Genomic DNA, 12,529 nt, shown 5'->3' with positions numbered 1-12,529 from the left:
CTCCGACCAGCCCCGCCGGCCGCATTCGGGCTGCCGCAATGCTCGCGCGCACCCATTCGCCGTCCGTCGGCGGACACCGCAGGTGTTGGTTTCCGTGCCCGCCCACCCCAAGATCGGCCGATGCCCGAGCTTCCCGAAGTCGAGACGACCCGCCGCGGCCTGGCCCCCCACCTCGAGGGCCGCCGGATCGCTGCGGTCACCCTGCGCCGGCCGGACCTGCGCTGGCCGATCCCGGCCGAGATCGCCGAACTGCTGCCCGGGCAGCGGATCGAGGCGGTCCGTCGCCGGGCCAAGTACCTGCTGCTGGACACCGCCGCCGGCAGCGCCCTACTGCACCTGGGCATGTCCGGCAGCCTGCGGGTTCTTCCGGCGGCGACTCCGGTGCGCGAACACGACCACGTGGATATCGCGCTCGCCGGGCGCGGGGCGCGACCCGGGCGGGTGCTGCGCTTCAACGATCCGCGCCGCTTTGGTTGCCTGTTATGGCAGGCGCCGGGCGATGTGCACCCGCTGCTGCTGGGGCTGGGCCCTGAGCCGCTGTCTGAGGGCTTCGATGGCGCGGCTTTCGATGGGGCAGCTTTCGATGGGGATTACCTGTTCGCACGCAGCCGCGGACGCAAGGCTCCGGTCAAGACCTTCCTGATGGATCAACGGATCGTGGTCGGGGTGGGCAACATCTACGCGGCCGAAGCCCTGTTCGCTGCCGGCATATCGCCGCTGCGCGCCGCCGGACGCGTCTCCCGTGAGCGCTATGCCGCGCTGGCCGAGGCCGTGAAGCGCATCCTGGCGCACGCAATCGCCCGCGGCGGAACCACCCTGCGCGACTTCCTCGCCCCGGACGGCGCGCCCGGCTATTTCGAACAGGAACTGGCCGCCTACGGCCGCGGCGGGGAGCCATGTCCGCGCTGCGGCCGCGCCCTGCGCCAGGCCTCGATTGGCCAGCGCACCACCAGCTGGTGCCCCAACTGCCAGCGCTGAGCGCTGGCCGCGCCGCGTCGTCCAGGGCGTTCGCGGTATAGTCATCGTTCGTCTCGGGGAAGGGCGATGGCCGATACCGCCGACATCACCCAATGGTTGGACGCTGCCCACGAGGGCGATGCCGACGCCATGGGCAAAGTTCTGTCCACGCTCTACCAGGAGCTGCACGCGATGGCGCGGCGGCAGCTGGCCGGGCAGCAGGGACACACGCTCGATGCGACCGCGCTCGTGCACGAGGCCTACCTCAAGCTGGTCGGCCGGCGCGAGGCGCAGTTCGAGGATCGCGCCCACTTCTTCGCCTATGCGGCTTCGGCCATGCGCAGCGTGGTGGTCGACTACGCGCGCCAGCGCCTGGCGCAAAAGCGCGGCGGCGACCTGCACCGGGTGACCGAACTGCCGGAGGAAGTGGAAGGCGGGCTGCGCCTGGACGAGGAAATGCTGGGGCTGGATACGGCGCTCACGCGGCTGTCCGAGGTCGACGAACGCCTGGCCCACGTGGTCGAGCTGCGCTACTTCGCCGGCCTGTCCGAGCTCGAGATCGCGGCCCTGCTCAAACGCTCCGAGCGCAGCATCCGCCGCGACTGGCAGAAGGCACGGATGTTCCTGCTCGCCTCGCTGCAGGAACGCTGAGCACGCGCACATGGCTCCGCGCGCCGCCGTGCCGCGCCATGCCGCTTTCCGCGTTGCCATCGCCATGGTCCGATCCAACGCCCGGCCAGGCCCGGCATAACCATGGAAGCCGAACGCTGGCGCCGCCTCTCTCCGCTGCTCGATGCGTTGCTCGAGCAGGAAGCGCCCGTGCGCGCCGAAAGCCTGGCCTCGCTGCGCGAAAATGATCCGCAGCTTGCCGACGACCTGGAAGAGCTGCTCCGGCTGGAGGAAGACAGCGAAGACTTCCTGAGCGAGCCGGTGATGGCGCCGATGCCGGGGCTGGGCTCGGGCAGCATCATCGGCCCGTATCGCCTCGAGCGCATGCTCGGCGAGGGCGGCATGGGCCAGGTCTGGCTGGCGCAGCGCAACGACGGGCTGTACCAGCGCCGGGTCGCGCTGAAACTGCTGCGCCCTGGCCTGGCCGATCCCAACCTGCGCCTGCGCTTCACCCGCGAGCGCCAGATCCTGGCGCGGCTGGAACACCCGCACATCGCGCGCCTGCTCGATGCCGGCATCAGCGGCGACGGGCAGCCGTATCTCGCACTGGAATACGTCGAAGGCGAGCCGATCACCGACTGGTGCCGCGCGCACGAGATCACGATCGACGCGCGGCTGCGGCTGTTCCAGCAAATCTGCCGTGCGCTGAGCCATGCGCACGCCAACCTGATCGTGCACCGCGATCTCAAGCCTTCCAACATCCTGGTGACGCCGCTGGGCGAGGTGCGCCTGCTCGACTTCGGCATCGCCAAACTGCTCGACAGCCCCGAGGCCCTGCCCGACCACACCCGTACCGGCGTGCGCACGTTCACCCTGCACTACGCCGCGCCCGAGCAGCTGCGCGGCGAACCGGTCACCACCATGACCGACGTCTACGCGCTGGGCATGGTGCTGTTCGAACTGCTGGCCGATGCGCGTCCCTACCGCCTCAAGCGCCAGAGCGATGCGGAATGGGAGGAGGCGATCCTGCACGCCGATCCGCAGCGCGCCTCGCTGTCCTTGATGCGCACCGCGGAGGCGGAACCCGACCGCGAGAACGCGCAGAACCTGCGGCGGCGGGCGCGCATGGTTGCAGGCGACCTGGACAACATCGCGCTCAAGGCGCTGGCCAAGCGCCCCGAGCAGCGTTATGCCTCGGCCGAGGCGCTGGCACTCGACGTGCAGCGCTTTCGCGACGGCAAGCCGGTGCAGGCGCGCCCGCAGGGCATCGGCTATCGGATCCGCAAGTATGTCGCCCGCCATCGCTGGGCGTTGGGGACCGGCGCCCTCATCGCAATCGTGCTGGGGGCCGCGCTGGGCATCGTGGCCTGGCAGGCGCAGAACGCCGTCCGCGAGGCCACGCGCGCCCAGGCCATGCAGGCCTTCGTCGTCGGCCTGATCGAGCAGGCCGGCAACGCCTCGGCCAACGGCCAGCTCGATCTGCCGCGCCTGCTCGACACCGGCCTGGAGCGCGTCGATCGCGAACTCGCGCGTCAGCCCGAGACCCGGGCCGAGCTGTACGGCGTCATCGCCCAGCTGCGGGTAGGGCTGAGCGACTATCGCCAGGCCGATGCGCTGCTGCGCCGCCAGGCCGCGCTGATCGCCAGCCTGCGCGATCCACCGCCTGCGCTGGTGCTGTCCTCCACCGCGGATCTCGGTCGTATCCGCCGCCTGCAGGGCGATCCGCAGGACTGCATCGCCACGATGCAGACGCATAGCGAATTCGCCCGCCGCTACGAGCGCCAGGCCACGCTCCAGGCCGCGGAGTTCTATTCGCAGCTGGGCCGCTGCCAGCGCGCCTCGGGAGGTGCCGCGACTGCGCGACTGCTGTTCCAGCGATCGCTCGAACTGCGACGCTCGCTGCCCGATAGCGATGTCGGCATGGTCGAGAACCTGGCCGACCTGGCCAGCCTGCATGCCGATGCCGGCAATGCCGGACAGGCGCTCGCCGAGTACCGCCAAGCGCTGGGCGATCTGCGCGCACGCGTGGGCACGCGCCACCCGCTGTCGATCGAACTGGAACGCACTATCTGCGCGCTCGAGCGCAGCGAAGGCCGTCTGGGTCAGGCCGAGCGCCATTGCCGCGGCGCTCTCGCCCTGGCCATGGACCTGCATGGCGGTCAGCATCGCGCGACCGTGGATGCGCGCCGTCAGCTCGCGGCGCTGTTCGTGGATCAAGGACGCTTCGGAGCGGCGCAGATGGAATTCCGGCAGTCGCGGCATTGGCTCATCGCCCGACTGGGCGCCCACCACACCGACGTCGCCCGCGACGACAACAGCCTGGCGATCATCGCCTGGGAGCAAGGGCGCACCCGCGAGGCCCTGTCCCTGTTCGACCATGGCCTTGCGATCCTGCGCGAGGCGCCAGCGCCGAACAATCTGGCTGGGCTGTTGTTCAACAAGGCCATGGTGCTGCACGAGTCGGGTGCCGATCGCGAAGCCCTGCCCCTGCTCGTTGAAGCGCGCAGCCTGCGCGTCGCACAGGTGAGTGCGGATCATCCGCTGGTGGGCGATACCGACCGCCTGATCGGGGAAGTGCAGGCGGCGCTTGGACAAGCGGCTGCCGCGGAAGCCAGTTTGCGTTCGGCGAGCAGGCTCACCCGTGCCGGCTATGGCGAACACCATCCGCATACCCATCGGGCGGCGCTCTCGCTGGCCCGGTTCCGCGCGCTGGCCGGCAGCTCCGTGAACCCGGCCGCGCTGCGTGCCATCGACGCGATCACTCGTGTGCCCGGCACCGATGCCGAAACGGCCAAGCTGCGCTGGCGCGCACGCGCCTACGCCGCACAGGCGCGTTGCCGGCAACCAGAGGCGGCGAACGAGGCAGCCGCCAGTTTGCAGGCACTGCAATCCGAACTGGCGCGCGCGCAACCGGAAGGAGGCGAGCTGGGCCGCGAAGTCGCCGCGATCCATGCCGCCTGTTCGGCCGGGCCGCCCGGCATCGCGCGCATCAGGTGAGCGGAAGCGAACCCTGCAGCGGTTCGATCCGCCCGTCCCCGCGCACGATCTTCTTGAACTCCGCGCGCGACACCGACACGTAGCGCTCGTTGCCTCCGATCTCGACCTGCGGTCCGTCCTGCACGGCATAGCCGCGTTCGTCCACGCGCACGGTCATGGTGGCCTTGCTGCCGCTATGGCAGATGGTCTTGATCTCGACCAGTTCGTCGGCCCAGGCCAGCAGGCACTGGCTGCCCTCGAACAGCTCGCCGCGGAAGTCGGTGCGCAGGCCGTAACAAAGCACCGGGATGCGCAGCGCGTCCACCACTTCGGTCAGCTGCCACACCTGCGCCCGGGTCAGGAACTGGGCTTCGTCCACGAGGACGCAATGCAACGGTCCGTGCGCGTCGACATCGCGGCGCACCTGCTCGAGCAGATCGTCGCCTTGGTCGAACGCCAGGCCTTCGGCGCTGAGCCCGATGCGCGATGCGACCGTACCCGCGCCGTCGCGATGATCCAGCCGCGGGGTCAGGATCATCACCCGCATCCCGCGCTCGCGATAGTTGTGCGCGGACTGCAGCAGGGTCGTGGTCTTCCCCGCGTTCATCGCCGAGTAGTAGAAGTAGAGCTTGGCCATGGCCCATAGGGTGGGCCCTGACCCAACGCGCTGCAACAAGCGTGCGCGGCGCGATCGACCGATGAAGCCGAGCAAGTACCACCGACTACTCCGGACACGTCTGTAAACTTGCGCCTCGCTCCGGAAGTCCGCATGCACGGCCTCAACCCCCAGCAATCCGCCGCACTTGTCCAGATCGATGGCCCCGTCCTGGTGCTGGCCGGCGCGGGCAGCGGCAAGACCCGGGTGATCGTGGAGAAGATCGCGCATCTGATCCGGTCGGGACGCTATCCGGCCAGGCGCATCGCCGCGATCACCTTCACCAACAAGGCCGCCAAGGAAATGCGCGAGCGCGTCGCGCGCCGGATCCGCGGCGACGCGGCCGAAGGCCTGACGATCTGCACCTTCCACGCGCTGGGGCTGAAGTTCCTGCAGATCGAACACGCCCAGGTCGGGTTGCGGCGCGGCTTCTCGATCTTCGACGCCGACGACACGCTCGCCCAGCTCAAGGATCTGATGCCCGGCGCCAAGCCCGACGCGGTCCAGGCCGCGCAGGGGCTGATTTCGCGCGCGAAGAACGCCTGCCTGGGCCTGGAGCAGGCGCAGGAAGCCGCGCGTTCGGCGCGCGAGCGCGAGGCCGCGGCGCTGTACGCCCGTTACCAGGCACGGCTGGCGGCGTTCAATGCGGTGGATTTCGACGACCTGATCCGCCTGCCCGTCGAACTGCTCGAACGCGACGCCGATTGCGCACTGGCCTGGCGCGAGCGCATCGGCTACCTGCTGGTGGACGAGTGCCAGGACACCAACGACGCGCAGTACCGGATGCTCAGGGCGATCGCCGGACCGGCGGGCAACTTCACCTGCGTGGGCGACGACGACCAGAGCATCTACGCCTGGCGCGGCGCCAATCCGGAAAACCTGTCGCAGCTTGCGCGGGACTATCCGGCGCTGAAGGTCGTCAAGCTCGAACAGAACTACCGCTGCAGCAACCGGGTGCTGCGCGCGGCCAATGCCCTGATCGCGCACAACCCGCACGAACATCCCAAGCAGCTGTGGAGCGCCAACGCCGACGGCGCGCGCATCCGGGTGTGGGAATGCAACGAAGCGACCCACGAAGCTGAGAAAGTCGCGTCCGAGATCCATTTCCTGCAGCAGAAGCATGCCGCGCCATGGAGCGACTTCTGCGTGCTGTTCCGCGGCAACCATCAGAGCCGCGCGCTGGAGAAGGCGCTGCAGCTGCTGCGCGTGCCCTACCACCTCAGCGGCGGCACCGCCTTCCTCGACCGCGGCGAGGTGAAGGATGCGCTGTCCTGGCTGCGCCTGCTCGCCAATCCGGAGGACGACACCGCCTTCCTGCGCGCGGTGCAATCTCCGCGCCGCGAAGTGGGTGCGACCACCCTGGCCAGGCTCGCCGAGATCGCCCAGGCTCTGCACCTGCCGCTGTCGCGCGCCGCCGAATCGATGGGCGTGCTCAAGCAGCTGCCGCCACGCGCGGCGAACGGGCTGAGTGGATTCATCGACATCGTGCGCGGCCTGCGCAGCGACGCGTCGCGCCTGCCAGCGGCCGAACTCGTGCGCCAGCTCAACGAGCGCAGCGGGCTGGTGGCCGCGCTGCGCGCCGAATGCAAGAGCGATGCGCTGTTCGCACTGCGCCGCGGTAACCTCGACGAGCTGGCCGACTGGTTCGAACATGCGCACGACAACCGTGCCCGTGGCGCCGGCCCGGGCGAGCTCGCCGCCTCGCTCGCCCTGCTCTCGCATGCCGACAAGGGCGATGCCGGCAACCAGGTGCGGCTGATGAGCCTGCATGCGGCCAAGGGTCTGGAATTCCGCTTCGTGTTCATCGTCGGCATGGACGACAACACCCTGCCGCACGAGGCCAGCGTCGACGAGGGACGACTCGACGAGGAGCGCCGCCTGCTCTACGTCGGCATGACCCGCGCCAAGGAACAGCTGTGGCTGTCCTATGCGCGCGAAGCCAACCGCTGGGGCAACAAGCTGCGGCTGAAACCGTCCCGGTTCCTGGATGAACTTCCGGCTGCGGAACTGCAGCGCGACGGCGCCGATCCGGCGGCCGACGCCGAACGCAAGCAGGAGCGTGCGAGCGCCGGTTTCGCGGCGATCAAGGCACTGCTCGACGCATAGCGGCGCGGAGACCTTAAGTCTCGCCCGACGATTCTTCCAGCCGGGCAAGCCGGTCGCGCAGCGCTGCGACTTCCTGCTCGAGCGCCTGCACGCGTTGCGCGAGCGATTGCGTCTGCTCTGCAGCCGCGGTGGCGACGGGATGGACCGCGCGCGATCCATGGGCATCGGCCGCCACCGGCCCGCACAGCAGATGCATATAGCGTTCCTCGCGCTGGCCACTGGCGCGCGCGAGCTGCACGACCAGCGCGGGCTCGCGCTGGGCCAGGCGGCCGAGGTGATGCCGCACATCCTCGACACTCTCGAACGGGGCCATGCGCTCGCTGCGCGCGAGCAGTTCGTGCGCCGTCTGCGGTCCGCGCAACAGCAGCAGTCCGAGCAGGGCGGTCTGCTGCCGGGTGAGTCCGAGCGCCGGCATCGCCAGTTGTGCATAACGATCGGCGCGCGAGGAGAAGGTCTGTTTCGCCAGGCCGAGCTCCTCGAGCCGGCGCAGCGCGTGCTGCACTTCGCCCGGATCGAGCGCCATCAGCGGTTCGCGCGCGGTTTTCTGGTTCGCGGCCGCCTGCGCCGCGTTGACCGTGAGCGGATAGGCCTCGGGCGTGGTGGCTTCCTTCTCGATCAGGCAGCCCAGCACGCGCGCCTGCTGCGCGCTCAGCTGCGGCAGCTCCGCCGGACTGTGTGCATCGGTATGCATTGGAAGCGATCCTGTCATCGGCGGCCGATTAGCGTCCGATACACTCGCCGCCACTTCAAGTCGGGAGCGCATGATGCGTCGGTTGGCATCCACGCCGTTGCTGTTGGTCGCGGCATTGACGTTGGCATCGGTCGGTTGCAGGCGCAGCGATCCCGCGCCGGCACCAGCCGTGGCAGTTCCCACCGGCGCCGCGACCACCGCCGACGCCGCCGCGCCCGACGACAACCTCAACGCCGTGCTCTGGGTCCAGGGTTCGGCCGAATACCGGGCCGTGACCCAGACCCTGTATCGCGCCGCCGCCGACAAGCTCGATGTGGCCCTGGCCGAGCCGCACTGGGACGCGCTGGTGCCGGGCGAGCGCGGCAATCCCGCGAGCGGCCTGCCGCCTGCGGTGATCCTGGATGTGGATGAAACCGTGCTCGACAACTCTCCCTACCAGGCGCGCCTGGTGCGCGAAGGCCGCGAGTACAACGAAGTCAGCTGGGACCGCTGGGTCGCCGAGAAGAAGGCCAAGCCGGTCCCCGGGGTGGTCGACTTCGCCAAGGCTGCGACCGCACAGGGCATTACCCTGCTCTATCTCTCCAACCGCGCCGAGCACCTGCAGGCAGCAACCTTGGAAAACCTGCGCACCGCGGGCCTGCCGGTGAAGGACGACAGCGTGTTCCTGGGGCTGGGAACGGTCGTGCCCGGTTGCGAGCAGAACGGCAGCGAAAAGAACTGCCGCCGACGCCTGGCCGGCCAGCATTACCGGGTGCTGATGCAGTTCGGCGATCAGCTGGGCGATTTCGCCGAGATCCTGGCCAATACCCCGGCCGGCCGCCAGCAACTCTTGGACGAATATCGCGACTGGTTCGGAGAACGCTGGTGGATGCTGCCCAACCCCACCTACGGCTCGTGGGAGCCTGCGATCTTCAACAACGACTGGACCCAGCCGCGTGCAGCCCGGCGGCAGGCCAAGCGGGAAGCGCTGAATCTCGCCAACTAGCAGCGAAATCGCAGTCAAAACCTGCCAACTTCTGCTAAACCATCACAAAGTTTCGGTTTGCAGGTTTCCAGCGACTCCAAAAATCAAACACTTAAATACGCTCATTTCGCGTATTGCTTTAAGTTCTGGTCTTCGCTAGCCTGTTGGCGTCCGGCCTCGCCGGAGCCATGCCACAACCGCACCCCATGTGTGCACTGTCCATCCGGCGCGAGCCGGACTCTTGAAGGAGGCCTGACGGCCTCCTTTTTTTGCCTGCGGCACGCGCCCCCTAGGGCACGCCCCAGATGCGAACGAGTCCGGACGGCACTAGGCTTCGATCAGGTGCGTCCGGAGCGCGGCCATGGCCGATCCCATCAGCAACAGCAGCCTGCCGCCGACCGCGCAGGGCCATGGGCTTGCGCTCGGACGTGTCGACGGCTCCGCTCTGGAAGCGATCCTGGATCGCATGCTTCCTGGAGTGAGTTTCGAACAGGCGGTGCAGGACGCCATCGATGCCGGCGACCTGTCTGCCTCGGATCTCGACCCGGGCCGTCTGGCCGAACAAATCGCAGACCTGTCGCCCGGTCATCAGCGCCAGCTGGCCGGAACGACCGAAGGTCTGCCGCCCGCCCTGCGCGAGGTCCTGGACCAGTTCGGCGTGGACCGGACCAAGGCCGATGGTCCTGGCCCCGGTGCCGACCCGGCAGGACTTCGGGCCGACAGCACCGCCATGCCGCAGGGCAATGCGGCGCTGCGCGGCGAACAGGCAAGCGCTGCGCAGGCCTTGGCCAGGGGCGATGCGACGGTTCCCTCTGCTGTCGTCCGGGCCAGCGGCACGATCGCCGCGCAACCGGGTGCGGTGCCAGTCGCCGGCGACAGGGCGCAGTTCGACGGCCAGGTGCTTCAGGGCGCGCGCGTCGGCGAGGCTTCGGCCGCGGTGCGCATGGATGCAGCCGGTCCCGTCCTGAATCCCGAACGCCCGCAGGGACCGATGCTCCAGGCCCTCCCGCAGCAGGCCATCCTGGCTCCGCAGGGCCGCGCCGACGCGCTTCCTGCCCAGGTCCTTCCGCAAGCTGCGGGAGCAACCATCCTGTCGGCGCCACAAGGCACCGTCGTCGCACCGAATGCGCAGGCCCCGCTGGCGCGCGGTGCCGACGGCGCCCAGGCACGGGAAAACCAGCTTGCCCCCGCTGGCCATACCCTGGCCGGCAGTCTCCGACGCGATACCGGCAAGCGTGGCGCAGGCCTGCCCCGCCAGCATCCTGCCGATGCATTGCTGGCCCTGCTGCCTGGCCGGCGCAGACGTCGCGCCGAAGGCGAAGACAGCAGCACTTCCTTCCAGTGGCTGTTCTGGATCCTGACCGTCATCGCGTACGGCGCGCTCGCGGTGGCGATCGTCGCCATGATCCCCAGCGGGGGCGGGTTGAGCGACGGCGCCGGCAGACCCGGCTACGGTGCCTATGCCCTGATCATCGGCGCACTCGCCGCGGCAGCATCGTGGTGGGTAGGCAGGCGCCTGTCCGGCGCCGCGAAGCAAGCACACAACAGGAGTTGACGATGGGCTTCGGACCGCACAATTCGCCGATCGGGAAGCTGCTGGAAAACGGACCCCACAAAGGAGGCTGGCAAAGCCAGCTCGACGCGCAGCGGCTGGAATCCGCATTCGACCTGATGAAGAACGACCCGCGTGTCACGCTGGGCGAAGCCCTGCAACAGGTCGATGTGGACCTGTCGAACATCCCGCAGTCGGTAATGAACGACATCGTCCGCAACCAGCCGTCCGATGTGCAGGCCCGCGTGGAACAATGGGCGACCGCTACCCCCAATTCCCCGGCCCTCGATCGCAGCAGCGCCACGATGTCCGCGTCGCCTGGACCCGGAGCCGCGACGACCGACAGCTCCGCGCCGCTGAGCACCTACGGACAGTCCGGCAACGCATCGATGGGCAACGCCGTCGGGCACGGCGGCATCCCACCGGGCCATGCTTATGGCCACGGCGTTGGCCCGAGCCTGGAGCCCGCGGCGCGCAACGTGCAAAACCTGGCGCCCGCCGACAGCACCCATAGTCCGATGATCCAACGTGTCTTCAGCGGCGAAGGCGCGCGCATGGAGCCGGCCAACAGCACGAACGCCATGCCTCGGACCACGGGCGGGGAAACCCTTCGTGCCGACACGACCCAGGGCGTTGCCATGCCGCGCGAGAGCCATGGCGACGCCCATCGCGCGGAGCGAACGCAATCCAATCCGGTGCCCAGCGGCCCCCTGCAGCGCGGCGGCGAAGCTCAAGGCGCGCAGAACGCCTCCAACCCCATGCAGTCGCGCAGCGATGGGCCGACATCGCAGCAGACCACCAGTCTTGCGGCCCATGGCGGCCTCACGACGCAGCATGCGATGGCACAAGCCGCGCCCCAGGGCGCCGCACATGCGACAGGCTTCTCCACCCAGCAGGCGACCGCGCAGTTTGCATCGCAGCAGGCGGGAAACCGGCAGATGGGTGAACAGGCCCCCCAGCAGCAGCTCAACCCGCGCGCGGCGGAGGCGACCGTCGGTAGCCACCGCGTGCAGGATGCGCGTCCTGCGCTCGCTGCGGCGGACCCGCGCGGGTTCACGCCGCAACAGTCGCTTCCATCGCAAGCCGTGCAGCCTGCGCAGGCGCGCCCGGAACTGGCGGCCAACCAGGTCATGCCGCAGCTCGCCGGCTTGACCATGGTCGCCAACCCGCTGATCCCTGCGGTCGGTGCGCAACCGGGCCAGAACGTCGTTCCCGTCGCTTCCGGTGCCGAAAATGCGTCGCAGGTGCGTGGGGATGCGCTGCTGGCGCCCGCTGGTCACACGCTGGCCGGCTTTCTGCGTCGGCACCATCGCGGCGCCAAGCGTGGCGCGGAGCAGCCGTTGAGCTGGCTGCTCGCTTTGGTTCCCGGCGCCCGCAAGCGCCGCGCGGAAAGTCGACCCGACGCCATGTCGTTGCAATGGGTGTTCTGGACCTTGACCGTTGTGGCCTACGGAGCGCTCGCCATCGCAATCATCGCGATGATCCCCAGCCGGGGGAGGCTGTTCGACGACGCCGGCGCGCCAGCCGTAGGCGCCTATGCCCTGCTCGTAGGTGCTGTGGCGGTAGTCGCATCGTGGTGGCTGGGACGCTACCTGGCCAAACGATCGGTGACGTCGTGATGGCTTCGCCGACCATGCGCCTGCCGCGACTGATCGTATGCCTGCTCCTCGCGGCGTGGCTGCCGGCTGCCAATTCGCAGGAAGCACCGATGGTCGATGCCGTCGGCGCCTACCACCAGGCCAATGTCATGCGCCATCGCGGCGAGCAGCGGGAGGGGGACGAGCGCACGCGGCAGGACCGCAAGCCGGTCGAATCCGGCACGATCTCGCAGCAGGACTTCGACCGCTTGATGGCCGGTCTCCGGCTCGAATACCGCCAGCGTGTCGTGCGTGACGGTCAGATCCAGGCCGATGCCTGGTTGCGGAGTCGGGTAGCCGAGCTGCGCAACCGCTATCGCCGTATCGAATAACGAGCGCAAGGGCCACAAAAAGACGACCCCGTTCCCGGGGTCGTCTGTGC

At 69.1% G+C, this 12,529-nt stretch carries 10 protein-coding genes; 8 read left to right on the top strand and 2 right to left on the bottom strand.

The window, feature by feature from the left end:
* The first annotated feature begins 120 nt into the window (after positions 1-120).
* The 3 genes from mutM (at position 121) to MC375_RS05495 (ending at position 4,563) form a co-directional block, all read left to right on the top strand.
* Positions 121-978, top strand: coding sequence for a bifunctional DNA-formamidopyrimidine glycosylase/DNA-(apurinic or apyrimidinic site) lyase (gene mutM, locus MC375_RS05505; RefSeq protein WP_242102291.1), 858 nt, complete (start codon positions 121-123; stop codon positions 976-978).
* Positions 979-1,044: 66 nt separating this feature from the next.
* Positions 1,045-1,608: an ECF-type sigma factor gene (locus MC375_RS05500; protein WP_242102290.1), complete on the top strand. Its 564-nt coding sequence runs from the start codon at positions 1,045-1,047 to the stop codon at positions 1,606-1,608.
* A 102-nt stretch (positions 1,609-1,710) separates the two neighbouring features.
* Positions 1,711-4,563 carry a serine/threonine-protein kinase gene (locus tag MC375_RS05495; RefSeq protein WP_242102289.1) on the top strand — a complete coding sequence of 951 codons (2,853 nt, stop codon included), beginning with the start codon at positions 1,711-1,713 and terminating at the stop codon, positions 4,561-4,563.
* Here MC375_RS05495 and MC375_RS05490 read toward each other — a convergent pair.
* On the bottom strand, positions 4,556-5,179 hold the full coding sequence (locus tag MC375_RS05490) for a thymidine kinase (protein ID WP_242102288.1): 624 nt from the start codon (positions 5,177-5,179) through the stop codon (positions 4,556-4,558). The two genes, MC375_RS05495 and MC375_RS05490, sit on opposite strands and share 8 nt — an antisense overlap.
* A 132-nt stretch (positions 5,180-5,311) precedes the next feature.
* Between MC375_RS05490 and MC375_RS05485 the strand changes: the two genes are divergently transcribed.
* Positions 5,312-7,303 carry a UvrD-helicase domain-containing protein gene (locus MC375_RS05485; RefSeq protein ID WP_242102287.1) on the top strand — a complete coding sequence of 664 codons (1,992 nt, stop codon included), beginning with the start codon at positions 5,312-5,314 and terminating at the stop codon, positions 7,301-7,303.
* Between the two features lie 13 nt (positions 7,304-7,316).
* Here the strand turns inward: MC375_RS05485 and MC375_RS05480 are convergent, their stop codons facing one another.
* Complete coding sequence (locus tag MC375_RS05480) at positions 7,317-7,994, bottom strand: DUF480 domain-containing protein (protein WP_242102286.1); 678 nt, start codon at positions 7,992-7,994, stop codon at positions 7,317-7,319.
* 73 nt (positions 7,995-8,067) lie between these two features.
* On the opposite strand from MC375_RS05480, the gene MC375_RS05475 reads away from it, so the two are divergent.
* From MC375_RS05475 to MC375_RS05460, 4 genes are all read left to right on the top strand, one after another.
* The gene (locus MC375_RS05475; protein WP_242102285.1) at positions 8,068-8,979 is read left to right on the top strand and encodes a 5'-nucleotidase, lipoprotein e(P4) family; all 912 of its coding nucleotides are present in this window, start codon (positions 8,068-8,070) and stop codon (positions 8,977-8,979) included.
* Positions 8,980-9,319: 340 nt separating this feature from the next.
* Positions 9,320-10,513: a hypothetical protein gene (locus MC375_RS05470; RefSeq protein ID WP_242102284.1), complete on the top strand. Its 1,194-nt coding sequence runs from the start codon at positions 9,320-9,322 to the stop codon at positions 10,511-10,513.
* A 2-nt stretch (positions 10,514-10,515) separates the two neighbouring features.
* Positions 10,516-12,129, top strand: a complete 1,614-nt coding sequence (locus MC375_RS05465) for a hypothetical protein (protein ID WP_242102283.1) — start codon at positions 10,516-10,518, stop codon at positions 12,127-12,129.
* On the top strand, positions 12,129-12,479 hold the full coding sequence (locus tag MC375_RS05460) for a hypothetical protein (protein ID WP_242102282.1): 351 nt from the start codon (positions 12,129-12,131) through the stop codon (positions 12,477-12,479). Before MC375_RS05465 ends, MC375_RS05460 begins: the two co-directional genes overlap by 1 nt.
* The last annotated feature ends 50 nt before the right edge of the window (positions 12,480-12,529 follow it).

It is taken from the genome of Lysobacter sp. M2-1 (genome assembly GCF_022662495.1).
Lineage (GTDB): Bacteria > Pseudomonadota > Gammaproteobacteria > Xanthomonadales > Xanthomonadaceae > JAKPBU01.
This window is presented reverse-complemented; position numbering and strand designations above follow the sequence as displayed.

Excerpts from the sequence above, each read along its gene's own strand:
- mutM (WP_242102291.1), top strand. The coding sequence starts at position 121 with ATGCCCGAGCTTCCCGAAGTCGAGACGACCCGCCGCGGCCTGGCCCCC.
- MC375_RS05500 (WP_242102290.1), top strand. The coding sequence starts at position 1,045 with ATGGCCGATACCGCCGACATCACCCAATGGTTGGACGCTGCCCACGAG.
- MC375_RS05495 (WP_242102289.1), top strand. The coding sequence starts at position 1,711 with ATGGAAGCCGAACGCTGGCGCCGCCTCTCTCCGCTGCTCGATGCGTTG.
- MC375_RS05490 (WP_242102288.1), bottom strand. The coding sequence starts at position 5,179 with ATGGCCAAGCTCTACTTCTACTACTCGGCGATGAACGCGGGGAAGACC.
- MC375_RS05485 (WP_242102287.1), top strand. The coding sequence starts at position 5,312 with ATGCACGGCCTCAACCCCCAGCAATCCGCCGCACTTGTCCAGATCGAT.
- MC375_RS05480 (WP_242102286.1), bottom strand. The coding sequence starts at position 7,994 with ATGCATACCGATGCACACAGTCCGGCGGAGCTGCCGCAGCTGAGCGCG.
- MC375_RS05475 (WP_242102285.1), top strand. The coding sequence starts at position 8,068 with ATGCGTCGGTTGGCATCCACGCCGTTGCTGTTGGTCGCGGCATTGACG.
- MC375_RS05470 (WP_242102284.1), top strand. The coding sequence starts at position 9,320 with ATGGCCGATCCCATCAGCAACAGCAGCCTGCCGCCGACCGCGCAGGGC.
- MC375_RS05465 (WP_242102283.1), top strand. The coding sequence starts at position 10,516 with ATGGGCTTCGGACCGCACAATTCGCCGATCGGGAAGCTGCTGGAAAAC.
- MC375_RS05460 (WP_242102282.1), top strand. The coding sequence starts at position 12,129 with ATGGCTTCGCCGACCATGCGCCTGCCGCGACTGATCGTATGCCTGCTC.